Genomic DNA, 24,507 nt, shown 5'->3' with positions numbered 1-24,507 from the left:
TGCCGGCTACGCTGCGCGATTCTTAACCGCTTCACGCAACTCGGCACGCCTCAGTTCGTCTGGAGTTAGTCGACAAGGCCAAGCCATACACAAAACGGAGCGCCGACCAAAATGTCAGCTGGCACGTATTGTTAGCTGTATGTCTGGCCAATACAGATTTACGCAGATATAAGCTCATGATCTTTTAATGCATCTCCCCACAAAGTTGCTTCATTTTCCTTAAAGTACCGGCTAAGTATTTCGCTTGCTTTGGACTCATGAAAACTACCATTTTTGATAATACTAATTAAGAGCGCGGACTCTTCAAAGGCAATTTTACCAATGCCAATTTCTGTATCCGGATAACAACAACCGTAGCCGTCAAAAGAGATTCGTACGATATAAAGACAACCGTTCTCAGTTATATTTAGATCAACAAATACAGAGTCATCCTGCAATGCCAAACAATATTTGCATGGGCGTGTTGGCATTGGTTCAAAATTTCGAATTTTCATCAAGCCTCGCTCGCACAGCTAACAATAAGTATACAGAAGCAATTCTGCCTAACCCATTAAGCAGGCGCACCCATTGTCGCCGTAAGTCCTCTTGCCCACAAGCTTTGCCGCCTGTCCAGGCGGCCGGGCCGCCGCTTATGCAGATTCGACTTGTGGTACTGTACAGGTGTGCGCATAATGCGGGTGTGAAGCTCCTCGACCAGGTTCGCCAGAAGCTGCGTGCTGGGCACTACGCCTACCGCACCGAACAGGCCTACGTGCATTGGATCGCACGGTACATCCGCTGGCACGGCCTGCGGCATCCCCGGGAGATGGGCGCAGCGGAGGTCGAGGCATTCCTGGCTTATCTCGCCGTGGACCGCCACGTCACGTCCAGCACCCAAAATCAGGCTCTCAGCGCCCTGTTGTTCCTCTACCGGCACGTGCTGCAGACGGACCTTGGAGACCTCAACGCGGCGCGGGCCGCCAGGTCGCGGAGGCTTCCCACCGTGCTCACGCAAGACGAGGTAAGCCAGGTCCTTCAGCGGCTGGGGACGCGGCGTCAGGCCCATGGCGCCTACTGGCTCATGGCGTCGCTGATGTACGGCGGCGGCCTCCGCTTGATGGAGTGCTGCCGACTGCGCGTGAAAGATATCGACCTGGGGCGGATGCAATTGATGATCCGACAAGGTAAAGGCGATAAAGACCGGGCGGTCCCGCTGCCTGCCTCGGTGCGTGAACACCTACAGCATCGCCTGGCTTGGAGGTCGGAGCTGCACCAGCGGGATCTCGACGCCGGCGAAGGACGCGTGGACCTGCCGCGGGCATTTGAGCGGAAGGCCCCCGGCGCCGCTTACGAACTTGCGTGGCAGTTCGCATTCGCCTCCGACCGCCTTTCACGCTGCCCGCGTTCAGGGCGCACCGGTCGTCATCACCTGCACGAGAACGCGCTGCAGAAGGCTTTCAAGCAGGCCGTGGGTTCGACGGGCATTCTCAAGCGGGCGACCTGCCACACCCTGCGACACTCCTTCGCCACGCATCTGCTCGAATCCGGAGCCGACATCCGGACCGTGCAGGAACTATTGGGCCACAAGGACGTGTCCACAACGATGATCTACACGCACGTGCTCCAGCGTGGCGCGTGCGGTGTGCGGAGCCCGCTGGACGCGCTGCACGACGCCGTTCAGTGATCCCTCATGCAGGATGAGCCCTCCCAAAGTGGGACGCCGCCAACTGGTTGAGCAGCTTTCGACAGCAGCGGCTTCCGCATTGTCCTTCGTGCACGCGGTTGCATCGCCCGCGGAGCCGGAGAGAATCAGCAAACTCGCTGAGGTTGTCACAACCTCGGTACAATTCGGGACCTCCGAATCGACGTCGGCTTCATCGTGCTGCGCAGCCACCGTTCACACCAGCTCTACTAGCCGTCTTGACTTACCACCACCACGCGGACATCGCAGACGTTGGTGCCGCTGGGGCCGGTCTGGAGCAGGCTGCCGGTCTGCTCGAAGAACGTGTAGGCGTCGTTGCGGCGGAGGGCGTCGTCGGCGTTGAGGCCGAGCTGGTGGGCCTGGTTGACGACCTCGGCGTCGACCCACGCGCCGGCGGCGTCGGTGGGGCCGTCCTCGCCGTCGGTGCCGCCGGAGAGCAGCACGACGCCGCGGCAGTCGCCGAGCTGTTGCAGCGCCGCGAGCGTCAGCTGCTGGTTGCGGCCGCCGCGGCCGCGGATGGCGGGGTCGGCCAGCTTGACGGTTGGCTCGCCGCCGGTGATCAGGCAGTCGGGGCCGGGCGTGTCACGCATGTGCAGGGCCATCTGGGCGAGCTTCTCGCCGACCTCCTCGGCAGGGCCCTCGCAGTCGATGGCGCAGTCCATCGCGTGGCTGTAGCCACGACGCTCGGCCTCGATGCCGGCCGAGTCGACCGCCATCGCGTTGTTGGCGATTACTTGGTTGTCGACCACGCAGTGCGCCGTGTCGTGCTGTTGCTGCGGCTTCGCCTGCAGCGCGGCGATGATCGGCGCCGCGTCGGGGTGGTCGGCGACGCCGAGGTCAGCGAACACGCGGAGGGCGTCGTCGACCGTTTCGGGGTTTTCGACTGTGGGGCCCGAGGCAATCGCGTCGAGCGGGTCGCCTAATACGTCGGAGATGATCAGCGTGATGAGCTGCGCCGCGCGGCACGCCCTGGCGAGTCCGCCTCCTTTGATGCGGCTGAGCTGCTTGCGGACGCAGTTGAGCTGGCGGATGTCGGCCCCGGCGCCGCTCAGCAACCGTGTGACGGCCGCCTTCTGCTCCAGGGTGACGCCGTCGATCGGCGCGGGGAGCAGGGCCGAGCCGCCGCCCGACAGCAGGCACAGGCAGAGGTCGGTCGGCTGGAGGTCGGCCACGAGGTCGAGCATCTCGGCGGCCGCGGCGGCGCCCTCGGGGCGGGGCTCGTTGACGCCGGCGGGGCGGCCGGCGACCAGGCGGATGGCCTGTGTCGGGGCGAGGCAGTCGGCCGGCACGCTCAGCAGGCCGGTGACTTGTTTGTCGGCCAGGATCCGCGGCCCGAGTGCCTGCTCGAGCCCCACCGCCATGCCGGCGCCCGCCTTGCCCCCCCCGACCACGACGATGCGGCCGATCAGGTCGAGGTCGAACGCGGCGTCGCCGATGATGAGCTGATCGCCTTCGGCCAGCACGACCTCGGGGATCAATCGCAGCGGGTCGACCGCCGCGACCCCGGCCTGCCAGATCGCCAACGCGTCCTCGCGGAGCTGGGCCTCGGTGCGTGGCATTAGAACTCCTTCCGCAGGGTTCCTTCAGTAGGGCACGCCTGTGGGGGCGATTGGCGGTTCATCCCCCGGCAGAGCCGGGGGCTACGAGCGGTTGGATGGCTGGCGCCCAATCGGCGCAGCCACCAACCGTGCAGCTACTTTATTGGCAGCAGTTGTCGGACTCGAGCTGGGTGATCTTCTCGATGCGGCGGGTGTGGCGGCCGGCCTCAAACTCCGTGGCGAGCCAGACGTCGACCATCCGCTCGACGACCCTGGGGCTGAGCAGGTCGGCCGACAGGCAGAGGACGTTGAGGTCGTTGTGGCGGCGGCTGATCTCGGCGGTGACCTCGTCGGTGCACGGAGCGGCGCGGACCCCCGGGAACTTGTTGGCGGCGACCGCCATGCCGATGCCGGTCCCGCAGATCAGGATGCCGCGGTCGATCGTCCCCTCGCTCACCTTCTTGGCGACGATGGCGGCGTAGTCCGGGTAGTCGACGCTCTCGTCGCCCAGCGCGCCGACGTCCTCTACCTCGTGGTCCTGCTGCTTCAAGACGGAGACAATCTTCGCCTTGAGGTGGAAGCCACGGTGGTCGCTGCCGATGGCGATTCGCATGATTCTGATCCTAAAGAATAGCGGTGGTGTTCGGTTGCCAGGTCCGCGCTACTTCTCACCGCCAACGCCGGCGACGATTTCTTTCGCGTGGGCGTCGAGGGCCTGCTCGATCTGCTCGGCGCACGCCCGGTAGATCTCCGCGGAGCCGCCGATCGGGTCGCTGAGGTCGGCGTCGGGCATCAGGAGCCGGGTCCGCGGCGCGGCGTCGGGCCACGAGGCGAGCAGCGCCTGGCGGTGCCCGCGGGTCATCGTGACGATCAGGTCGGCCGAGCGGACGAGCTGTTCGGTGAGCTGCTGTGAGAGGTGGCGGTCGAGCGGGCAGCCCATCTCGGCCATCAGGGCGACCGCCTCGGGGCTGGCGGGCGAGCCGCCGCCGGCGTGCACGCCGGCCGAGGCGACCATCACGCCGTGGTCCTCGAGGTCGTCGGGATCGCAGCCGAGCCGCTTGGCCAGGTTGCGTCGCAGCAGGGCCTCGGCCATCGGGCTGCGGCACGTGTTGCCGGTGCAGACCATCAGCACCAGGTACCGCGACAGCCGGTCAATGGTTGGCTTCCCCACGACTCCCTCCCTCAATACCGTGTGCGTGCCGCCCCGCACCTGGACCACCGAACTAGGCTGCCCGTAGTGGGCGGGGCCGTCGTCCATCACGAGGGCGATCTTGTCGCCGAGGGCCTTGGCCGCCTCGCGACCAGAGACCGTGTCGGGCTCGCCGTGCAGGTTGGCGCTGGAGAGCGCCAGCGGCCCCGGGATCATCCGCAGCACGTCCTGCACGATGCGGTGCGCCGGGCACCGCAGGCCGACCGTGCCGTTAGGGCAGATGTGGCTGCGGGCTTCTTCCGGCAGCTGGTTGATCAGGCCCCCGTCCTGCGGCGTGTCCACGACCAGCGTCACCGGGCCGGGCCAGGCCCGCCGCGCGAGCCGCTTGGCCAGTGGCGAGGCTCCGGGGGCGTAGTCCTCGAGCTCCTGGGCGCTCTTCACGGCGAGGGCGAACGGGGCGTCGGCGCCGTGCTGCTTCAGCTCGGCCAGCCGCCGCATGCCGGCCGCGCTGCACGCGCTGGCCGCCACGCCGTAGACGGTCTCGGTCGGCATCACGACCAGCTGCCCCTCGGCCAACGCCTGGACCGCGCGGTGCACGACGTCACGCACGTCGTCCGCGCGGGCAACTTCGATGACAATGGGTGGCATGGCGCCCCTGTGCGGGTGCAAGAACCCGACGCGTAAACAAGACTCGGACCGGACTGCGAGGCGGACGCACCGGCGGGCGATTTGGGCGTCACGATCCGCATGATTAGCAGCCATCCGCCGACTAATCGCTGGGCACCGGCCCCGCGTAGTGCTAGCCACGACTTTATACCGGCCGAATAATGGCAGGGTCAAGCGGCCCGGATCGGGGGCGGCGGCCGCAAGTCGCACGCTTGTAATGGATTAGGGCGACCGATGCACCCGCGTGCAATCTCGCGTACCATGCGGGGACCGCGGCTGCCACCGACAAACAGCGGGCGCCCGACTCGTTCGAGAAACGCATGAATCGCCGAGACTTTTGCCGAACCGTTGCTGCTGGGGCCCTCGTAGCCTCGTGTGGCGGCTGCGAAAAGTCCGGCAACACGATCGGCAAACTCCAGAGTGTCTGGTCCCGCCGGGGGCTGGTCGACGGCCGACTCTGGCGGCCCCGCGCGATGGACGTCGACGCCGACGCGAATGTCTACATTGTCGACTTCACCGCCCGCATCCAGGTGTTCACGCCCGCGGGCGAGTTCCTCCGCGGCTGGCAGACCCCGAACTACCAGAACGGCAAGCCGACCGGCATCACGATCGAGGGCGACCGGCTGCTGGTGGCCGACACGCACTACTACCGCATGCTCTCCTACGCCCTCGACGGCACGCTGATCGAGGACGAGACCATCGGCGGCACGGAGGGCCACGGCCCGGGCGAGTTCGGCTTCGTGACCGACGCGGTCCGCGACTCGACCGGCGCGGTCTACATCGCCGAGTACGGCGACTACGACCGCATCCAGAAGTTCACGCCCGAGGGCGATTTCGTGCTGCAGTGGGGCTCGCACGGCGCCGACCCGGGCCAGTTTGTCCGCCCGCAGAACCTGTACGTCGACCCCCAGGACCGCATCTGGGTCTGCGACGCCTGCAACCACCGCATGCAGGTGTTCGACACCGAGGGCGAGCTGCTGTTTATGTGGGGCGAGGAGGGCACGGCGCCCGGACAGCTGTCGTACCCGTACGACATCGCCATGGACGACGCCGGCCGTGTGATCCTGGTGGAGCATGGCGGCAACCGCGTGCAGGTGTTCACCCAGGAGGGCGAGTCGCTCGGCTGCTGGGGCGAGTCCGGCCGCGGCCCGGGCCAGCTCGACCGCCCCTGGGCCCTCGCCCGCGACTCGACCGGCCGCGTCCACGTGCTCGACACCTACAACCACCGCGTGCAAACCATCACGATTTGACGGAATTGCCTACGAGATAAACCACCAAGACACGAAGGCACTAAGGACGAGACAACCATGCATGATCCCATTCCAGCGTCCACTGAAGCGATTGCCAAGCAGGTTGTTGACGCCGCATTTCGGGTACACTCTACGCTCGGACCGGGCTTGCTGGAATCTGTCTATGAGACGTGCCTCAGCTACGAGTTAACGAAACGATCGATTCCGGTTCGTCGCCAAGAGGCTCAGCCTATTCGATACGATGAAATCGAGATAGATGCTGGGTTGAGACTCGATCTGCTGGTTGGAGACCAGGTTGTGGTGGAGTTGAAGGCGGTGGATTCGCTCGAACCTATACACACGGCACAACTTTTGACTTACCTCAAGCTGTCTGGAAATCGCCTCGGTCTGCTGATTAACTTCAACTCGGTGCTGATCAAGGACGGCATAAAGCGTCTGGTCAATTAGCGGTGATCCTTTTGTGTCTTGGTGCCTTCGTGGTTCAAATCTCCTAAATGTCTGACCTCAACTGATTAACTTCAACTCGGTGCTGATCAAGGACGGCATAAAGCGTCTGGTCAATTAGCGGTAATCCTTTTGTGTCTTCGTGCCTTCGTGGTTCAAACCTCCTAAATGTCCGATCTCAACCTCCCCTTCGACAACCCGTGGTGGCCCTACTTGTTGGGGCTGCTGGCGGTGCTGGTCGTCGCGCTGGTGGCGATTGGCCGGCGGAGCCTCTCGGGCCTGGGGCGGTGGCGGTGGCTGACGGCGCTCGTGCTGCGGTCGCTGGTGGTGGGGCTGATCATCCTGGCGATCGCCGACATGCAGCACCGCGAGGAGTCCGACAAGCTGACGGTCCTGTACCTGCTCGACCAGTCACTCAGCATCCCCGAGGACGAGCGCGACGCGATGCGGCGGTTTGTGAACGCCTCGGTCAGCGAGCACCGCCGCGACGACAAGGAGGACCGCGCGGGCGTGATCGTCTTCGGCCGCGACGCGGAGGTCGAGCTGCCGCCGGTCGACTTCGACTACGGCATCACCCGCATCGAGAGCACGCCGGACCGCAACTACTCGAACCTCGAGGGCGCGTTGCAGAAGGCGATGTCGCTCTTCCCGCCCGACGCCGCCAAGCGGATTGTCGTGGTGACCGACGGCAACGAGAACATCGGCAACGCGCTGCGGCAGGCCCGGGCGATGGCGGGCGCCGGCATCAGCATCGACGTGCTGCCGGTGCCGCTGGAGGCCCGCAGCGAAGTCTCCGTGGACAAGGTGGTGCTGCCGCCCGACGTGCGGCGCGATCAGCCGTTTGAGATGCGGGTGGTCTTGGACAATCAACCACCGCCCGATGATCCTAACCGCGTCGCCAAGGGCAAGCTCCGCCTGGTCCGCAAGACGGGCGAGCGTGAGGAGACGCTGGTCGAGAAGCCGGTCGAGCTGAAGCCGGGCAAGAACGTGTTCGGCATCCAGGAGAAGATCGAGCAGGCCGACTTCTACACCTACGAGGCCCGCTTCGAGCCCGACGCCGGCGGCGGCGACGCCTCGACCCAGAACAACACGGCCACCGCCTTCACGCACGTCCGCGGCCGGGGGCACGTGCTGGTGATCGAGGACTGGGAGCACCCCGGCGAGTTCGCGTTCATGGTCGACCGGCTCCGCGGCGAGGGGCTGGAGGTCACGCTGCAGCCGAGCGACCAGCTCTTCACCTCGCTGGCCGAGCTGCAGCGGTACGACTCGGTGGTGCTGGCCAATGTCCCCCGCAGCAGCGGCTTCACCGCCAACGCCCAGGGGGGCGTCGACACCGACACCATCGCCGGCTTCAGCGACGCGCAGCTCGAGATGCTGGTCTCGAACACGGAGGACCTGGGGTGCGGGTTGATCATGCTGGGCGGCGACCGCAGTCTCGGCGCCGGCGACTGGGAGGGGACCGAGGTCGAGAAGGCCCTGCCGGTCGACTTCCGCATCAAGGCCGCCAAGGTCGAGCCGATCGGCGCGCTGGCGATGATCATGCACGCCAGCGAGTTCGCCAAGGGCAACTACTGGCAGAAGGTGATCGCCCGCGAGGCGATCCGCACGCTCGGCCCCAAGGACTACTGCGGCCTGATCCAGTGGAACCAGGACGACCAGTGGCTCTGGAACCACCCCAACGGCATGCTGGAGGTCGGGCCGAACCGGGCGAAGATGATGTCCCGCGTCGACCGACTGGTCGTGGGCGACATGCCGCAGTTCGACCCCGGCATGGTCAAAGTGGCGGGAGCGCTGGCCAAGCTCACCAACCCTCCGCCCGCCATCAAGCACTGCATTATCATTTCGGACGGCGACCCCTCGCCCCCGAAGGCGTCGACGATCGCGGCGTTCAAGAAGCAGAATATCCAGATCACCACGGTCGCGGTTGGCGCGCTCGGCGGCCACGGCGACCTGAAGATGATGCAGAACATCGCCCTGCAGACCGGCGGCAAGTTCTACGTGGTGAAGAACGCCAACGCCCTGCCGAAGATCTACAAGCGCGAGGCCCGCCGCATCGCCCGGCCGGTCACCAAGGAATTCGAGAGCCCCACGCCGCCGATCGTCACCAACTCGCTGCACGAGATCCTGCAGGGCGTCGACGGCCTGCCGCCGATCACCGGCTACGTGAAGAGCACGCTCAAGGACAACACGCTGGTCGAGCAGATCGCCATCGCCCCGGACGCCGACGCCAAACACGCCACGCTGCTGGCGGTGTGGACCTACGGCCTGGGCAAGTCGGCGGTGGTCAGCACCGACGCCGGCGCCCGCTGGGCCAACGACTGGACCGCCTGGGAAAACTACGGCCGCTTCTACAGCCAGCTGGTCCGCTGGTCGATGCGCCCCACCGGCGACACCGGCAACTACTCGGTCGCCACCGAGGTCCGCGACGGCCAGACCCGCATTGTCGTCGACGCGCTCGACAAGGACGACCAGTTCATCAACACCGGCTCGATGACCGCCACGGTCCTCGCGCCCGACATGACCGCTAAGACGGTCGTGATCGAGCAGGTCGCCCCGGGCCGTTACGTCGGCGAGTTCGACACGGCCGACTCCGGCAGCTACATGCTGGCCGTGAACCCCGGCCCGGGCCAGCCGATGATCCGCACCGGCGTGAATGTCGGCTACAGCGACGAGTTCCGCGACCGTGAGACCAACCGCCCGCTGCTGACGCAGATCGCCAACCTCGAGCCCCGCGGCGGCCAGCCCGGCAAGCTGATCGACGAGGAGGCGGGCGTCGAGCTCCCCGCCACGGGCGACATCCCGGATTCGCTGGTGGCGGTCGACCCGTACCGCCGCGACATGCCCCGCGCCGTCAGCAGCCAGGACCGCTGGCCGCTGCTGGTGATGCTGGCGAGCTGCCTGTTCTTCGCCGACGTGTTCGTCCGCCGGGTGCAGTTCGACCTGAGCTGGACCCAGCCGGCGGTCGAGTGGGTGAAGGTGCACGTGTTCATGCAGGCGGAACAAGTCGCCACCGCCCCGACGATGAGTCGACTGCAAAGCAAGAAACGCGAGATCCGCCAGGCCGCAGAAAGCCGGGCAGCGGGGAGCCGCGCCGCCGAGACCAGGTTCGACTACGATGAACAGGCCCCGCAGGCCGAAGTCCCGCTGGCCGACGTCAAAACGCCCCCCAAAACCGACCCCAAACGGGCCCAGTCAGGCGGCGGCATGACGGAAGAACCAAAAGAAGAGGAAAGCTACCTGTCCCGGCTCAAGAAGGCGAAAGAAGACGCGAAGCGGAAGAAGTGAGTTCTGGGGCTATTGGCGACTAGCTGTTGGCTCTTGACCAGCAAGAAGCGAGTGCCGCCCCAACGAGTAACCCACGGCGGAAGCCGTGGGGTAGAGGCGATACCAATCACAACCCCTTGGCCTGAAGGGCCAACCTAACACAGCCCAGGGCGCAGCCCTGGGTCGGCAACCGCATGAACACGAGAGCGATACCGTTTGCCCAGGGCTGCGCCCTGGGCTGTGATAGCGCGGCCCGTTGGGCCTGTTGAATGAACGCGTCCGAGCCAAACCCGTATGAGTCACCAACCACTCGACCGGAGTCCAACCCGATAAAGCAACGCCGAAAAACGTCTCCAGTGACTTGGTTCTTCGCGGTCGCCGTCGTGGTGTGGATCGTGGGAGATCTGCTGGCCGTGCTGCTCCCCGCGTGGCAATCGGCGGCAAACCAATCGAATGGCCCTCAAGCCACCGTGCCGGCGTCGAGCGCCCGTCCCTAATTGACAACTAACCCACGGCGGAAGCCGTGGGCAGACTCGCAACCCAACGGCTTCCGCCGTAGGTTACTGATCAACCGAACCTTCAGACTTTAACGCAATTGCGCATATGTCCATCGGCGAATCCATCGAAAAACGCGCCGCGGAGTTTTCCGAGCGCTACAAGGCCGTCTTCAACGAGATCAGCAAGGTCATTGTCGGGCACAACGAGATTGTGCACGGCGTCTTGACCTGTTTGTTCTGCGGCGGGCACACGCTGCTCGAGGGCGTGCCGGGGCTCGGCAAGACGCTCTTGATCCGCACGCTCTCGCAGACGCTGGACCTCGACTTCAGCCGCATCCAGTTCACGCCCGACCTGATGCCGGCGGACATCCTGGGGACGAACCTGATTGTCGAGGACCCGGACGGGCGGCGGCGGTTCGAGTTCCAGAAGGGGCCGATCTTCGCCCAGATCGTGCTGGCCGACGAGATCAACCGCGCCACGCCCAAGACCCAGTCCGCCATGCTCGAGACCATGCAGGAGAAGCGGATCACGGCCGGCGGGCAGACCTTCGACCTCGAGCCGCCGTTCTTCGTCATGGCGACCCAGAACCCGATCGAGCAGGAGGGGACCTACCCGCTGCCCGAGGCTCAGCTCGACCGGTTCTTCTTCAAGCTGGTGGTCGGCTACTCGAGCCGCGAGGACCTCAACACGATCATCGACCGCACGACCAAGCAGTCGTTCGTCACGCCCGAGAAGGTAATGGACGGCCACGAGATCGTGAAGTGGCAGTCGCTAGTGCGGGAGGTGATCCTGGCGCCGCACGTGCAGGACTACATCGCCCGGCTGGTGCTCGCCACGCACCCCGACGGGCCGTACGCCACGCCGGAGACCAACCAGTACCTCCGCTGGGGCGCGAGCCCCCGCGGCGCCCAGACGATGGCGCTCGCCAGCAAGCTCAGCGCGCTCTTGTCGGGCCGGTACAACGTCAGCTTTGAGGACATCCGCCGCGTGTTCACGCCCGCGATGCGGCACCGCGTGATCCTCAACTTCGAGGCCGAGGCCGAGGGCGTCAGCCCCGACACGGTGCTCAAGGGGATCCTGAAGGGCGTGCCGGAGAAGGCCGACGACGCGAAGGTGGCGTAGCTGCCTGGCGGGTGCCGGGGGCGCTCCCGTAGGGAAGCCCCCGACGCCGACGAGCAACGGCGAGTACATCGCCGGGGCTTCCGCTGTCGCGGAGCGCCCCGGGCACCCACCAAAAATGCGTGTCGGCGACCCAAGATCGACCTCTCCGCCGCGAACTCCTGTTATGAGCGAGGAACTCCAGATGTCCGGTCAAGGTTCTACCGGCAACGTGATTGCTGCAGTCTGCAGCTTCTTTATCCCTGGCCTGGGCCAGTTGGTGCAGGGCCGGTTTGTGGCCGCGGGGGTGCAGTTTGTGCTGGCGTCGCTGCTGTGGATCATCCTGCTCGGCTGGATCATCCACCTGTGGTCGATCATCGACGCGGCACGCTGGAAACCGCCGCTGTATTAGCGGGGAATCCAGCGCTAACCGGCCCCCCCAACTACTTTTCTGTCGGCCCCATTTGGTTGTAGAAATTGGCCGCGCCGCGCGGTCCAATTGGGGAGGTTCCAACGAGTCTCCTACGCTCGCCATCCGTGTTTAGCTGCCGGTGGAAGCCGGCAGTTTGGGAGGTGGTGCGTAGTCGCTAGGAGGGTTCGGCTGGCGCCGAACGCTAAGTTGGCAACGCGCCGCGAGCGGGGCGTTTTGTCCGCTGCGGCACGCAGAAGGGGACAAAAGTCGGCCGGCCACAAGCCGGCCCAAGTCATTTGCTGCTGCTATACAAGCCTGGAATGAATCGCCCGGCGGCCGCAGGCCCCGACTTGTGTCCCTATGAATCAATGTCGGAATTAGGGACAAAAGTCGCCCGTCCACGCGACCCGTTTCCGACCTCCGCCGCCCCTGGTAAATTGTGGGGCTCAGCAACTCTCCCTCACCTACTACCACAGCGAAGCGGAAATCCTCATGGCCGGACTGTTCGAAGGCAAGCAGGGCCTGATCACGGGCGTGTTCAATAAGCAGTCGATCGCCTGGGCGATCGCCGAGCGGGTGATGAACGAGGGGGGCGTGTGCGGCTTCACCCACATGCCCGACAAGCCGGACGACACGCGGAAGAAGAACGAGGGCCGCCTCACCAAGCTGATCGACGGGAACCCGTCGGCCAAGTTCGTGATCCCGATGGACGTCACCAAGGACGAGCACATCGCGGCGGTCGCCGAGAAGACCAAGAGCGAGTTCGGCAAGATCGACTTCGTGCTGCACTCGATCGCGTTCGCGCCGCCCGAGGACCTGCGTGGCGAGACCGTCGCCACGAGCCGCGACGGCTTCAAGCTGGCGATGGAGATCAGCGCGTACAGCCTGCTGGCGCTCTCCAACGCGGTGCGGCCGCTGCTGAACCCGGACGCCAGCATCCTCACGCTGACCTACTACGGCGGCGAGAAGATGGTGCAGGGCTACAACGTGATGGGCGTCTGCAAGGCGGCGCTCGACAGCTGCGTGAAGTACCTGGCCTACGAGCTGGGCGCCGACAGCATTCGCGTGAACGCCCTGTCGGCCGGGCCGATGCAGACGATCTCCGGCCGCGGCGCCGGCGTCGACGACATGCTCAAGCTGTACGAGGGGATGGCCCCGCTGAACCGCAACGTCACGCACGAGGAGGCCGGCAAGAGCGGCGCCTTCCTGCTGTCGGACATGTCGAGCGGCGTCACCGGCGAGATCCTGCACCTCGACTGCGGCTACAACGTGATGGGCAGCCCGGGCCGGATGGTCGAGAAGCACAAGGGTTTGTAGCGGCGGCTCGCGAACTGCAGCGGCCGTACGAACGGGTCACGAAGTCGCAGGGCGTGAGGAAGCAGCGGTCGCGCTAGACGCCGACGCGGGCGACGCCCGCGTTGCCGATCTTGGCGAGGTAGAGCTCGAGGTCGGCCAGGCAGCTCGCCAGCAGGTCGCAGCGGAGCTCGGTGGTGCGGACGCCCTCGACCGCACAGCCGCCAATCACCAGCGAGACGTTCGCCGAGAGCTCGTCGGCGAGCACCTCGTTCACCTCCTTGACGAAGGTCGGCAGGTGCGGGACGTGGGTCGCGCTCAGGCAGATCAGCCGGGGGCGGTGCAGCTGAACCGCGTTGTAGATCTGGTCGAGCGGCAGACCGGCCCCGGCGGCGCAGGCGTTCCAGCCGGCGTTCAGCAGGGTCAGCTCGAGCAGCCACAGCGGCGTCTGGGCGTAGTCCGTGTAGGGCGAGGCGCACAGCGCCAGCGGCGCGTCGGGCTCCGGCGGGGCGATCCACTGGCGGATCTCGTGGAGCACGGCGAGCACGGTGGTGCAGGCGCGGCGTTCGTGGTGCATCTGCAGCTCGCCGGCGGCCCACTGCTGACCGATGCGGCGGAACACGGGCGAGAGCAGCCGGTCGCCAAGATCGGCGATCGGCAGCCCGTTCTGGTACAGCCGGACCATGATGCCGCGGACGGCCGGCTCGTCGCCGTCGGTGAGGCGGTCGTAGAGTTCGTCCTGCAGCGACTCCGGGTCGAGGCTGCCGGCGTTGGCCACCAGGCCGAGCAGCTCCGGGTCGGCGATCTGTTGGCCGGTGGCCCGCACAAACGAGACGATCGCCCCCTGCGGCAGCTTGCGGTGGCCGCCGAGGGTCTTTGTGGCGCGGAGGCGGCCGCTGTCGACCCAGCGTTTGATGGTCGACTCGCTGACGCCGAGCGCCGTAGCGACTTGGCGAGGTGTGAATACCGCTTCCATGGTTGCCCCTGCCGCTTGCCCTGGCCACGCGGCGGTAGACAGCGGCCACTTGGGGAGCCGCTGTCCAGCACGCGGGGCGGATTCAACCCGTCCTGTGGATTACCGAGCCGCCGACTAAGCTTTGCGTGCGCCAGAGCGGGCTCGGGCCGTATAGCTTGCCACAAAGCGGAAAACAATCAATCGTCTGTAGTGGGGATGTCTTAATTTGACTGGCATCTGGAGGGGAATCTTTTAGAATTTCGGGCAGGAACTTTTCTGCCGCGGTCTCGTTCGAGCACACGCGTCCCGTCGACTATCCGAAGGAAGCTATTCCCATGGCCATGTTCACTGAAACGACCCAGAGGCCCCAGGTTAAGCAGACCCAATGCTTTATTGGGGGCAAGTGGTTGCCGGCAGCCAGCGGCAAGACCTTCCAGACCATCCACCCGGCCACCGAAGAGGTGATCGCCGAAATCGCCGAGGGCGACAAAGAAGACGTCGACCTGGCGGTGGACGCCGCCCGCGAGGCGTTCGACCACGGGCCGTGGGGCAAGATGGACGCGCGGCAACGCGGCAGGCTGATGTACCGGCTGGCGGACCTGCTCGAGGAGCACGCCGACGAGCTCGCCGCGCTGGAGACCCTCGACAACGGCAAGCCGATCCGCGACTCGTCGGCGGCCGACATCCCGCTGGTGATCGAGTGCATCCGCTACTACGCCGGCTGGGCCGACAAGATCCAGGGCTCGACCGTGCCGATCAAGGGCGACTACTTCTGCTACACCCGCCGCGAGCCGGTAGGCGTGGTGGGGCAGATCATCCCGTGGAACTTCCCGGCGCTGATGTGCGCGTGGAAGTGGGGCCCCGCGCTGGCCGCCGGATGCACGATCGTGATGAAGCCGGCCGAGCAGACGCCGCTGTCGTGCCTGCGGATGGCCAAGCTGGCCCAGGACGCCGGCATCCCCGACGGCGTAATCAACGTGGTGCCGGGCTACGGGCCGACCGCCGGCGCGGCGATTGTCCGCCACCCGGGCGTGGACAAGATCGCGTTCACCGGCGAGCTGGCCACCGCCAAGATCATCCAGCGTGACGCCACGGAGACCATGAAGCGGCTCACGTTTGAGCTGGGCGGCAAGAGCCCCAACATCATCTTTGCCGACGCCGACCTCGAGGCCGCGGTCGCCGGCGCGCACATGGGGCTGTACTTTAACCAGGGCCAGTGCTGCTGCGCCGGCAGCCGCGTGTACGTGCAGGACTCCATCTACGACGAGTTCTGCGAGCAGATGGTCGCCACGAACGAGCAACGCCAGGTGGGCGACCCGTTCGACCCCGCGACCCAGCACGGGCCGCAGGTCGACCAGGACCAGTTCGACAAGATCCTCCGCTACGTCGAGTACGGCAAGCAGGACGGCGCCAAGCTGTTGTCGGGCGGCGAGCGGGTCGGCGACAAGGGCTACTTCGTCCAACCGACCCTGTTCTCCGACGTCAGCGACGAGATGCGGATCGCTCGCGAGGAGATCTTCGGCCCGGTGATGAGCGTGCTGCGCTTCCGCGACGCGGGCGAGGTCGCGCACCGTGCGAACGACACCAACTTCGGCCTGGCGGCCGCGGTCTGGACCCGCGACATCGGCAAGGCGCACCGCATGGCGGCCAGCGTGCGGGCCGGCACCGTGTGGGTGAACTGCTACAACGTGTTCGACGCCGCGGCGCCGTTCGGCGGCTTCAAGGAGTCGGGCCTGGGCCGCGAACTCGGCGAGGCCGGCCTCGAGGCCTACACCGAGAACAAGACCGTCACGGTGTCGATGAGCTGATCACTTCGTCGGGCCGCCAGTTGTCGTCGCCAGAGAGCCAGGTCTCTTTGCTGAAGGCCTTGGCCTCGTCGGCTGTCAACCGGTGCGCCCAGGGAACGCGCCGCGACATGTCGAGCGGGGCGCCGTCGAGGTCGGTGCTGTTATGCTCGGCAAAGAACGAGGTGAGGTGAGACCTGCCTGACCAGATGGACCATCCGGCGGGCGCGACTAGCGGCCCCATCTTGGAGTCGATGAACACCACGCGGGAGTACGCCTGCCACGGCCTCCCGAGGTAGACGCTGGTGGCCGCGGGGGCGCCGGTGATCGTGGCGTTGCGGAATACGTAGCCGTTGGTCTCGGCCTGGCCCTCGCGGCCCTGCGCAGTGAGGTAGCCATTCGCCTTCGCGAACAGCGTGGCGTTCTCGAAGTAGGCGGTCCCCTTGCCGTAGATGAAGTCGACGCTCCCCTCGACGTAGACGTCCTTGAAGTAATGCCGCCCGTACTCCGATCGCAGCGTGTCCTGCCAGCCGAGGAACCGGCAGTTGTTGAACACCAGCCGGTCGGCCTTGGCGTACAGGGCGAGCGCCTGGGCGCCCTCGCCGTACGAGTTCTCGAAGGTCAGGTTCTCGGCGACGAAGTCGGCGCCGAGGACGACCACCGTGGCGTGCACGGTCGACTCGTTCGGCGGGGTGTTGGCGGTCTCGTTGAAGGTGATCTTGGTGGTCAGCGGGTCCTGGCCTCGCAAGGTGATCCGCGGCTTGTTCGAGGGCGCCTTGACCCGTTCGGTATAGGTCCCCGGCAGGATGTCGATGACGTACCGCTCGGCCCCACCTGTTGGGACAGCGTCGACAGCCGCCTGGATGGACGTGTAGGTCGCGTCCCGATCGGCGGCGCCAACTAGCAGGCGCACCTCGGCCGCTAGCGGGGCGACCAGCGTGACCGCAACCGCGACGGCGTGCAGCAGGTGGCTACGCATCGGCATCGACCTAGGCGGGGGAAAGGGCAGGGGCACAGTGTTATTGTAGGTCGCGTCCCCGCCGGTTCGGACTGGGGTGCCGCCCTGTTTTGCGCGAGCGTGCGGGAGGGTTAGCGGTTGGCGTCCTCACTCGGTTCCGAAGCGGGGACACGCGTACGCCACCACACCGCCAGGGCGCTACCGATCACCGAGTGGGCCGCCGCCGAGATGGCGCACGGCACGGCCGCCAGGCAGACGCCGGTCGCCGGGTTGGTGAAGTGCTTCGACGCGAGCGCCGCGCCGAGGCCCGAGTTCTGCATGCCGACCTCGATCGACACCGTGCGGCGGACCAGCTCGCCGTAGCCAAATAGCCGGGCCGCTAGGTACCCGAGGGCGAATCCGCCGGCGTGCAGCACGCCAACCGCCAGGGCGAGTTGCCCGCCGTACGCCTGCACCTGTTCGGCGTTGCGGCCCATGATGTTGGCGCAGATCAGCGCGATCAGGATTACGCTCACCAGCGGGGCGACCGGCGTCACCCGCTGCACCAGCCGCGGCGCCGCGTGGTGCAGGATCAGGCCCACCAGTACCGGCAGCAGCACTACCTGCACGGTCGACAGGAACAGCCCCCACGCGTCCACCGGCAGCCGCTCGCCCACCAGCCACTTGGTCAGCAGCGGCGTGAGCAGGATGGCGGTGAAGGTTGAGCACATCGTCATCAGCAGCGACAGCGGCAGGTTCGCCCGGGCGATGTAGGTCACCACGTTCGACGCCGTGCCGCCGGGGCAGCACGACACCAAGATCAGCCCGACGGCGATCTCATTGGGCAGACCAGAAGCCGTGGCGATCGACCAACCCAACAGCGGCATGATGGTGAACTGCGCCGTGACCCCCAGCAGGACCGGCCGGGGCGTGCGGAGCACCTCGGCGAAGTCGCCGGCCGAGAGCGTGATGCCCATCCCGAGCATGATCAGCCCGAGCGCCGGCACGATGTACGGCCCAAACCAAGCAAACAGCGGCGGGTGCACCAGCGCCAACGCGCAGCAGACAATCACCCACAGCGGGAACAGGTTGGCGAGCAGGTTGAGGAGGCGTGTCACGCGGCCGATTGTAGCAGCGCAGTGCGGGGCCCGACATCGCAGGTCAGACGCGGAGCGAGCGATTCGTAGACTGCGGCGACGATCCAGGCTATTGTCGAAGCAGCGGCGGACACGCCTGGCAGGCCTGTCTGTGCGACATGACGACCGCTTCAGAGAAGGGAGATTCGGTGAGGCTATTGATTGCGGCTCTGTTGCCGTTGTGCGTGGTTGGCTCCGCGTGTGCGCAACTGCCGGTTGCGACGGGACGTGAACTCGCGCTCAGTGAACCTCAGTGGAAGCTGTTTGTCCCGAACGACTACACCCACCGTGGCGACGTCGACCTGCTGGTCCACTTCCATGGCGACCCGCAGACGGTTTGGAACAACGCGGCTTATGCGAAGCTGAACGCCGTGGTCGTGACTGTTAACTACAGCGGGCTATCCAGCGCGTACAGCAACCCGTTCTCCGACGCGACGCTGTTCCAGCGGCTGCTTGATGACGCCTTGGGGCGGCTCGCGGGCCAGGCCGACTTCGGCCGAGGCGCCGACTGGGGACGGTTGGCGGTCTCTTCGTTCAGCGCTGGTTACGGAGCTGTGAGGCAGATCTTGTCGACCCAGGCCTACTTCGGTGAGATCGACAGCCTGCTCGCGGCCGATTCGCTGTACGCGACCACCGCCGCCGACGGGACTCCGCTCGACTCGCAGATGGCCGACTACAAGGCGTTCGCGACCAGCGCCGCGGGTGGAGACAAGACGTTCGTCTTCACGCATTCGCAGGTCCCAACCTTCACGTATGAGAGTACGGCCGAGACCGGCGCCGAGCTGCTGCAGCACCTCGGGCTGTCGGCCCGCGGATCGCGGGCGAGCGGCCTGGGCACGCTGCAATTCTACCGACACGCCCAACAGGACGGGTTCGCCCTGTGGGGCGCGACAGGCTCCGACGGCGACGCCCACCTCGAGCACCTCCGCTACATCGGCGAGTGGCTTGATGACCTCGGCCTCGACGACCACAGCCGCGACGCCGCGAATAAGGCGGGCGACTACAACGCCGATGGCGTCACCGACGCCGCCGACTACACCGTCTGGCGCGACCATCTTAACCAGCCAACGGATTTGGGCGACGGAGACAACAACGGGCTCGTGGACACCGCGGACTACTTGGTGTGGCGAAGCCGCTACGCGGGTGCGCCGACCGGCGTGGCGAACCCAGTGCCCGCCGAAAGCAGCAGCCGCTGCGTCGTGGTGAGTTGGGCGCTGCTGGCCTTTCGCCGACGCCGCTAGCGACGAATCAAGGCTGCGCAGGCCGTACGCGTGGGCGAATTCTTGTGTGCCGAACGAGGTAAAAATCGCTCTGGTTCCACTTGCCGCAGTCCCTTCAAAAAATTTTGACAAACGGGTCCATAAACGGTAGGCTTCCAGCAGACGACTTCACTTCCTTCCTCGTACTCAGGAGGGCCGCTGTGGAAGATCCGCCGGACAAGCAGTGGGGAGCTTCAAGGAGGCGTGCCGGATGATTGGGCCGGCGCCTTGAAGTCCCCAACGCGTTAGAACCCTCTGGAACCGGAGACTGCGTCGTTGCTCTTCGCGCTTGGATGTTAAGCGCCGCCCGATTGGAGCCGCGGCCGGGAGACGGACTCAGCTTTCTTGCCTGGGGCATGGGCATGCACCTACTGTGACGCGTGACCTCCGTTCCTTCGCGAACGGGCACCAAAGGTCGACGCGCCGGATAGCACCTCTTAGGCGCTGCTTGCTCTGCCCTGTGGCAAATTGACTGAGACGGCCCCCCAGCTCCGTTGCTGGAAACATCCTTACCACCTAGCCCTCGTCGCCTCTAGTTGTGCGGCGAGGGCTAGTGTTTTGCGCCCCTGCAAGTGGGCGCCGGGCTCGATTGGTCACTGCAGCCCTGCGGCCGGCTTACGAGCGGTTCCCGATTTCAGGAAAGGGGGGAGATTCGCGGTATTGACGTTTATAGCGGCTGCTCCGTGCAGGCTAATGAGCCCACTCTGGTGGGGCTGCTTCGTAAGCTAGGTTTGGGGAGATCCCCCAACGCCTCGAATTGCGAGCCCTCGGTGCAGAACTTCACCAAGTTCATCAACGTTTGCGTTATCGCCGCTCTGGTATTCGGCGGACTGGCTCTATCGAGCTATGGCCGCTTTGACAAACTGACGAGGCTCGGCGAAGGGGGTCGGCGTGCAACCGCCGTTGTCGAGCGAGTGTGGGACGACCGGCCCTGGTACCAGATGCTCGGTTCGAGCAATACCGCAAAGCACCAACACCACTACCGCGCGGTGATTAGCGCGCCAGAGATCTGGTCGCCCAGCCGCCGTGAAGTGGCGCTCAACAGCAAGCAGTACTTCGCGATGAAGGCCGGGGGCGCCACGCCAATTGTCTACCTGCCAGGCGACCAAGACACCTACTTCGTGGGGAGTCCGAGCCAGGCGCGGCAGAGCCTAGAGCAGGCGCGGATGCTAGCCAAATGGTTGGGGATCGGCGCGGTGCTCAGCGTGGTCACAGGCGTTTGCGGGTGGGTGATCTGCAGTAGTCGGCGCGCCAATTCTTACCGCCTGGAACAGCAAAATGGGGGCTCGCCAGACGGTTCTGCATGGGGAGCGTCGCTGTAGCGTCCTTGGGGCGTCGTCGTCGCGGCGTCGGCCTGCCGCTCAACGGCTTCCTGCCTTCCTCGCCTACCGGCGTGGCGGCAGCTCGCGGCCCAGCGTCTGCCCGAGTCGCAGCAGGCCGGCCTAACCGCCGCCCAGTAATCCGTGGATCGCTGGCCCTCACGACACCGATTCTTGAAAGGGCTCCGCGACAATCTGTCGCTATCCGCTCCGACCGATATATCGTACTATCGATACAAGTCGTTGCATTGCGTGGCGGGTTGGTCTCGTTCGGGGCCGGCGATCGCCGCGTTCAGGTTGGGAAAGGAGCTGGTTGTGTTTGGATATCAGCCGTTGAGAGTGGGCGCCGGCGTGGTGCTGTTGGTCCTAGTTGGTTTGATCGTGTCTGACGCTGCGTCGCAGCCGATCGGGCGGGGCCGGGGCGGCGGCGGTTTTGGCCGCGGCCAGGACGAGGCCTTCAACCACGACCGCAACGTCTTCCATGAGCTGCTCGGCCAGCACGGCGACATCGAACGCACCGTCACCAAGACCCCCAACGGCGTCCGCACCCAGACGACCTCCGCGGACCCCGAGCTCGTAGCCAAGATCCGCGACCACGTGGCGGCGATGAAGAAGCGAATCGAGGGCGGCAGCCCGGTCCGCCGCTGGGACCCGCTGTTCAACGAGGTCTTTGCGAACGCCGACAAGGTCCAGATGCAGATTAAGGAGATCCCCGACGGCGTCGAGGTCGTCGAGTCTTCTGCCGACCCGAAGGTGGTTGCGCTGATCCAGGCCCACGCGAAGGTGGTGTCGGGCTTTGTCGACTCCGGATTCGAGGAGGCCGAGCAGGCGCACCAGGTCCCCGACTACAAGCAGGCGGCTGCCGTCAGGCTGGAGCCGACCGCCAAGGCGAAACTGATCGCCGTGTCAGCGGCGCTCGATCAGCTGTATATCCCAGCGCTCGCGCTGACCAACCAGGGCAAGCAGAAGCAGGGCGTCGCGGCAATCGGCCGCCTGCAGAAGCGGCTGCCCAAGCTCGTTGAGCGGGCTGAGTCGGTCGGGGTGGCCGGCGTGCTGTTTGGCGGCGTAAGCAAGATTGTTGAGGACGCCCTCGGCTTGGCCGAGAGCGGCGAGACCCTCGCCGCCCATGAGTCGCTCGAGCCGATCCGCGCACTGCTGGCAGAGCGGCGCCGGTCGCTCGGCGTTGCGTACCCGCTGGACGTGCTGAGCGACTACCACCGCGTGATGGAGGAAATCGTCAAGCCGGCCAAGGACAAGCCGGCAGCCGACGTTGATCAGGCGTACCTGGCCGAGCTCCGCCAGCTGGCCGCCGAGGCGTCGCACACCTGGGCGCTGGCCGAGCAGACCAGCTTCGAGCTGCCAGCGGCGCCCGAGGGCTGGCCGAGCCCGCTTCAAATCGGCGAGGGCGTCGACAAGGTTCGGGCGTCGCTCTCGAAGCTGAACGCCGCCCTCCGCGGTGGCGACCCGGATGCCATCCTGCAGGCCGCCGTGGGGCTCAAGCCGCCGTTCGCTAAGCTGTACATGAGCTTCGGCGCGTTTCCGGGCAAGGGGCCCGGGGCCGCCGCCGCGCAGTAAGAAGGCGGGTCTACCGCGACGTCTTCCAGACCGGGTCGGCGTGCGACTGGTCGGAGCGGGGCCACCGTGTCAGCGCGACCTTTTGGCGGGTATAGAACTGGATACCCTCGCGGCCCTGCACGTGCAGGTCGCCGAAGAACGAGCGGTTCCAGCCGGTGAACGGGAACCACGCCATCGGCGCCGGCACGCCGACGTTCACGCCGATCATGCCGGCGTTGAACCGCTGGGTGAACTCGCGGGCGGCGTAGCCGCTCTGCGTGAAGATCACCGCGCCGTTGCCGTACTCGCAGTCGTCGCCCAGCGCCAACGCGTCCTCGAGCGTGGCGACACGCGACACGCTGAGCACCGGCCCGAAGACTTCCTCCCTGGCGATCCGCATGCCGGGCTCGACCCGGTCGACGACGCTCGGGCCGATCAGGAACGCGCCGCCCGAGTCGCCGCGGCGGCCGTCGAGCGCGACGGTCGCGCCGTCCTCGCCGGCGATGTCCAGGTAACCGGCGACCCGCTGCAGGTGCGCGTCGCGGATCACGGGGCCCATGTCGACCGACTCGGCGTCGGCGTCGACGTCGGGGTCGCTGGGGCCGACCGTCATCTTGCGGGAGAAGTCCACCAGCCCGTCAACCAGCGGGTCGCCGGCGGCGCCGACCGCCACGGCCATGCTGCCCGCCATGCAGCGCTGGCCAGCGCAGCCGTACGCGCTGGCGGCGAGCGCCTTGACGGTCTGGTCCATGTCCGCGTCGGGCATGATGATCAGGTGGTTCTTGGCGCCGCCGGCCGACTGCACCCGCTTGCCATTGGCCGTGCCAGTCCTGTAGATGGACTCGGCGATCGGCGTCGAGCCGACGAACGAGATCGCGGCGACCTGCGGGTGCTCGAGCAACGCGTCAACGCAGGGCTTGCCGCCGTGCACAACGTTGAACACGCCCGGCGGCAGCCCGGCCTCGTCGAGCAGCTCGCCCAGCAGCACGGCCGACAACGGCACCTTCTCCGACGGCTTCAGCACGAAGGTGTTGCCGCAGGTGATCGCCACTGGCACCATCCACAGCGGCACCATGTTGGGGAAGTTGTACGGCGTGATGCCCACGCAGACGCCCACCGGGTGGCGGACGCAGGACGCGTCCACTCCGGCGGCGATGTTGGGGAGCACCTCGCCCATGATCAGGCTGGGGATGCCGGCGGCGAACTCGACCATCTCGACGCCGCGGATCACCTCGGCGCGGGCCTCGGCGATGGTCTTGCCGTGCTCGCGGGTGACCAGCTTGGCGATCTCCTCGAAGCGGTCGTCCATCAGCTGCCGCAGGCGGAACATCACGCGGGCCCGCTCGACGACCGGCGTGTCGGCCCAGGAGGGCAGCGCGGCCGCGGCGGCCTGCACCGCGCGGTCGACCTCCGCCGGCCCGCCGAGCGGCGTGCGGGCGATCACCCCGCCGGTCGACGGGTTGTAGACGTCCTCGAACGCGTCGGCGTCGAGCTCGAGCCACTGGCCGCCAATGAGGAAGGGGACGGTTTGGGGTGCGGTGGTGCTCATGGGATTCGTGCTACGGTGAGTTGCTTCTTGTCGTCGGGGTGGTTCGCGTCGTTCAGCCATTGCCGGAGGGCTTCGCGGATTTCAGAACGCTCGCAGTTCATCGAGGCGTCGTGGTCGACCTGCCAGCAGACTTCACGCGTCGCGGGGGAAGCCTTGGACCACGCCTTCGATCGGTAGACGGCGCCGTGGACGGATTCGCCAAGCTTGAGGGTTACGGTATCACATTCGTAGCCGATGCCCCACTCGATGCTCTCAACTTCTTCAATGCCTAGTGTGACGCGACCGCCGTCTAACGGCGATGGGCAATAGATGGTGAGTTCCCGGCCGCCGATTGCAAGTATCTCGCAGTGCCCGGCCGCCGTCATCGAAGCAAGGATCGCAATCAGAAAGCAGAAGGGAATCCCGAGTGACCACCACGAGTAGGGACCAGACTCCCAGAGCATCATTCCGCTCCACACAAGTGCGAGCACCCATGCAAGCATCGCGAAGACGATCGCCGGGCCCCGGTTCGACGACACCGCCAGCACCGAGTCATCGATCGGCGCCTCGTCTGCGGTTGGCGAACGGAACGGGTTCATCGGTAGCCACCGGGCAAGGGAAGGGCGCCGCCAGGATACGGAAGGGTGCAGCCGTGAACCCCGCTCACGCAAATTTACTATTAGTGCAAGACTGTTGATTGCGTTAAGATACCAACTCCCGCAGATTGCTCAAAACCAGCAC

20 protein-coding genes are annotated in these 24,507 nt (G+C 66.1%); 11 read left to right on the top strand and 9 right to left on the bottom strand.

Translation table 11 applies throughout. From position 1 onward, the window contains the following. Nucleotides 1-158: 158 nt before the first annotated feature. A complete protein-coding gene (locus tag Pla123a_RS12780; RefSeq protein WP_146587501.1) occupies nt 159-494 on the bottom strand; it encodes a hypothetical protein in 336 nt (111 codons plus the stop codon). Between the two features lie 185 nt (nt 495-679). On the opposite strand from Pla123a_RS12780, the gene Pla123a_RS12775 reads away from it, so the two are divergent. Next, nucleotides 680-1,663, top strand: coding sequence for an integron integrase (locus Pla123a_RS12775; RefSeq protein ID WP_231956421.1), 984 nt, complete (start codon nt 680-682; stop codon nt 1,661-1,663). 227 nt (nt 1,664-1,890) lie between these two features. Here the strand turns inward: Pla123a_RS12775 and Pla123a_RS12770 are convergent, their stop codons facing one another. From Pla123a_RS12770 to Pla123a_RS12760, 3 genes are all read right to left on the bottom strand, one after another. After that, the gene (locus tag Pla123a_RS12770; protein WP_146587497.1) at nt 1,891-3,240 is read right to left on the bottom strand and encodes a glycerate kinase type-2 family protein; all 1,350 of its coding nucleotides are present in this window, start codon (nt 3,238-3,240) and stop codon (nt 1,891-1,893) included. Between the two features lie 139 nt (nt 3,241-3,379). Next, a complete protein-coding gene (gene rpiB, locus Pla123a_RS12765; RefSeq protein ID WP_146587495.1) occupies nt 3,380-3,832 on the bottom strand; it encodes a ribose 5-phosphate isomerase B in 453 nt (150 codons plus the stop codon). Nucleotides 3,833-3,880: 48 nt separating this feature from the next. Further along, nucleotides 3,881-5,017 carry an L-threonylcarbamoyladenylate synthase gene (locus Pla123a_RS12760; RefSeq protein ID WP_197527922.1) on the bottom strand — a complete coding sequence of 379 codons (1,137 nt, stop codon included), beginning with the start codon at nt 5,015-5,017 and terminating at the stop codon, nt 3,881-3,883. 338 nt (nt 5,018-5,355) lie between these two features. On the opposite strand from Pla123a_RS12760, the gene Pla123a_RS12755 reads away from it, so the two are divergent. From Pla123a_RS12755 to Pla123a_RS12730, 6 genes are all read left to right on the top strand, one after another. After that, nucleotides 5,356-6,285 carry a hypothetical protein gene (locus Pla123a_RS12755; protein ID WP_146587491.1) on the top strand — a complete coding sequence of 310 codons (930 nt, stop codon included), beginning with the start codon at nt 5,356-5,358 and terminating at the stop codon, nt 6,283-6,285. Between the two features lie 57 nt (nt 6,286-6,342). Further along, complete coding sequence (locus tag Pla123a_RS12750; protein ID WP_146587489.1) at nt 6,343-6,732, top strand: GxxExxY protein; 390 nt, start codon at nt 6,343-6,345, stop codon at nt 6,730-6,732. A 165-nt stretch (nt 6,733-6,897) separates the two neighbouring features. Beyond that, nucleotides 6,898-10,014 carry a VWA domain-containing protein gene (locus Pla123a_RS12745; RefSeq protein WP_146587487.1) on the top strand — a complete coding sequence of 1,039 codons (3,117 nt, stop codon included), beginning with the start codon at nt 6,898-6,900 and terminating at the stop codon, nt 10,012-10,014. A 582-nt stretch (nt 10,015-10,596) separates the two neighbouring features. Continuing rightward, complete coding sequence (locus Pla123a_RS12740; protein ID WP_146587486.1) at nt 10,597-11,613, top strand: AAA family ATPase; 1,017 nt, start codon at nt 10,597-10,599, stop codon at nt 11,611-11,613. Nucleotides 11,614-11,776: 163 nt separating this feature from the next. After that, nucleotides 11,777-12,001, top strand: coding sequence for a hypothetical protein (locus Pla123a_RS12735; RefSeq protein WP_197527921.1), 225 nt, complete (start codon nt 11,777-11,779; stop codon nt 11,999-12,001). Between the two features lie 492 nt (nt 12,002-12,493). Continuing rightward, nucleotides 12,494-13,318, top strand: a complete 825-nt coding sequence (locus tag Pla123a_RS12730) for an enoyl-ACP reductase FabI (RefSeq protein WP_146587484.1) — start codon at nt 12,494-12,496, stop codon at nt 13,316-13,318. Nucleotides 13,319-13,391: 73 nt separating this feature from the next. On the opposite strand, the gene Pla123a_RS12725 is transcribed toward Pla123a_RS12730, so the two are convergent. Further along, nucleotides 13,392-14,270, bottom strand: a complete 879-nt coding sequence (locus Pla123a_RS12725) for a helix-turn-helix domain-containing protein (RefSeq protein ID WP_146587482.1) — start codon at nt 14,268-14,270, stop codon at nt 13,392-13,394. Between the two features lie 314 nt (nt 14,271-14,584). On the opposite strand from Pla123a_RS12725, the gene Pla123a_RS12720 reads away from it, so the two are divergent. Then, on the top strand, nt 14,585-16,057 hold the full coding sequence (locus Pla123a_RS12720; protein WP_146587480.1) for an aldehyde dehydrogenase family protein: 1,473 nt from the start codon (nt 14,585-14,587) through the stop codon (nt 16,055-16,057). On the opposite strand, the gene Pla123a_RS12715 is transcribed toward Pla123a_RS12720, so the two are convergent. Both Pla123a_RS12715 and Pla123a_RS12710 read right to left on the bottom strand, forming a co-directional pair. Continuing rightward, nucleotides 16,038-17,012, bottom strand: coding sequence for a pectinesterase family protein (locus Pla123a_RS12715; RefSeq protein ID WP_197527920.1), 975 nt, complete (start codon nt 17,010-17,012; stop codon nt 16,038-16,040). The genes Pla123a_RS12720 and Pla123a_RS12715 overlap by 20 nt on opposite strands. A gap of 110 nt (nt 17,013-17,122) precedes the next feature. Beyond that, a complete protein-coding gene (locus Pla123a_RS12710; protein ID WP_146587476.1) occupies nt 17,123-18,088 on the bottom strand; it encodes a bile acid:sodium symporter family protein in 966 nt (321 codons plus the stop codon). 137 nt (nt 18,089-18,225) lie between these two features. On the opposite strand from Pla123a_RS12710, the gene Pla123a_RS12705 reads away from it, so the two are divergent. The 3 genes from Pla123a_RS12705 (at nt 18,226) to Pla123a_RS12695 (ending at nt 22,259) form a co-directional block, all read left to right on the top strand. Then, nucleotides 18,226-19,347, top strand: a complete 1,122-nt coding sequence (locus tag Pla123a_RS12705) for a hypothetical protein (RefSeq protein WP_146587474.1) — start codon at nt 18,226-18,228, stop codon at nt 19,345-19,347. Nucleotides 19,348-20,135: 788 nt separating this feature from the next. After that, nucleotides 20,136-20,687 carry a hypothetical protein gene (locus tag Pla123a_RS12700; protein WP_146587472.1) on the top strand — a complete coding sequence of 184 codons (552 nt, stop codon included), beginning with the start codon at nt 20,136-20,138 and terminating at the stop codon, nt 20,685-20,687. 312 nt (nt 20,688-20,999) lie between these two features. After that, complete coding sequence (locus Pla123a_RS12695) at nt 21,000-22,259, top strand: hypothetical protein (protein WP_146587470.1); 1,260 nt, start codon at nt 21,000-21,002, stop codon at nt 22,257-22,259. 10 nt (nt 22,260-22,269) lie between these two features. Here Pla123a_RS12695 and Pla123a_RS12690 read toward each other — a convergent pair whose 3' ends face one another. Continuing rightward, nucleotides 22,270-23,787, bottom strand: coding sequence for a CoA-acylating methylmalonate-semialdehyde dehydrogenase (locus tag Pla123a_RS12690; protein ID WP_146587468.1), 1,518 nt, complete (start codon nt 23,785-23,787; stop codon nt 22,270-22,272). Next, complete coding sequence (locus Pla123a_RS12685) at nt 23,784-24,365, bottom strand: hypothetical protein (protein WP_146587466.1); 582 nt, start codon at nt 24,363-24,365, stop codon at nt 23,784-23,786. The genes Pla123a_RS12690 and Pla123a_RS12685 overlap by 4 nt, the downstream gene beginning before the upstream one ends. Nucleotides 24,366-24,507 lie beyond the last annotated feature (142 nt).

Source organism: Posidoniimonas polymericola, assembly GCF_007859935.1.
Lineage (GTDB): Bacteria > Planctomycetota > Planctomycetia > Pirellulales > Lacipirellulaceae > Posidoniimonas > Posidoniimonas polymericola.
This window is presented reverse-complemented; position numbering and strand designations above follow the sequence as displayed.

Coding starts and splice junctions, on each gene's coding strand:
- Pla123a_RS12740 (WP_146587486.1), top strand. CDS start 10,597: ATGTCCATCGGCGAATCCATCGAAAAACGCGCCGCGGAGTTTTCCGAG.
- Pla123a_RS12730 (WP_146587484.1), top strand. CDS start 12,494: ATGGCCGGACTGTTCGAAGGCAAGCAGGGCCTGATCACGGGCGTGTTC.
- Pla123a_RS12770 (WP_146587497.1), bottom strand. CDS start 3,240: ATGCCACGCACCGAGGCCCAGCTCCGCGAGGACGCGTTGGCGATCTGG.
- Pla123a_RS12720 (WP_146587480.1), top strand. CDS start 14,585: ATGGCCATGTTCACTGAAACGACCCAGAGGCCCCAGGTTAAGCAGACC.
- Pla123a_RS12745 (WP_146587487.1), top strand. CDS start 6,898: ATGTCCGATCTCAACCTCCCCTTCGACAACCCGTGGTGGCCCTACTTG.
- Pla123a_RS12780 (WP_146587501.1), bottom strand. CDS start 494: ATGAAAATTCGAAATTTTGAACCAATGCCAACACGCCCATGCAAATAT.
- rpiB (WP_146587495.1), bottom strand. CDS start 3,832: ATGCGAATCGCCATCGGCAGCGACCACCGTGGCTTCCACCTCAAGGCG.
- Pla123a_RS12705 (WP_146587474.1), top strand. CDS start 18,226: ATGACGACCGCTTCAGAGAAGGGAGATTCGGTGAGGCTATTGATTGCG.
- Pla123a_RS12690 (WP_146587468.1), bottom strand. CDS start 23,787: ATGAGCACCACCGCACCCCAAACCGTCCCCTTCCTCATTGGCGGCCAG.
- Pla123a_RS12735 (WP_197527921.1), top strand. CDS start 11,777: ATGAGCGAGGAACTCCAGATGTCCGGTCAAGGTTCTACCGGCAACGTG.
- Pla123a_RS12750 (WP_146587489.1), top strand. CDS start 6,343: ATGCATGATCCCATTCCAGCGTCCACTGAAGCGATTGCCAAGCAGGTT.
- Pla123a_RS12685 (WP_146587466.1), bottom strand. CDS start 24,365: ATGAACCCGTTCCGTTCGCCAACCGCAGACGAGGCGCCGATCGATGAC.
- Pla123a_RS12715 (WP_197527920.1), bottom strand. CDS start 17,012: ATGCGTAGCCACCTGCTGCACGCCGTCGCGGTTGCGGTCACGCTGGTC.
- Pla123a_RS12725 (WP_146587482.1), bottom strand. CDS start 14,270: ATGGAAGCGGTATTCACACCTCGCCAAGTCGCTACGGCGCTCGGCGTC.
- Pla123a_RS12755 (WP_146587491.1), top strand. CDS start 5,356: ATGAATCGCCGAGACTTTTGCCGAACCGTTGCTGCTGGGGCCCTCGTA.
- Pla123a_RS12760 (WP_197527922.1), bottom strand. CDS start 5,017: ATGCCACCCATTGTCATCGAAGTTGCCCGCGCGGACGACGTGCGTGAC.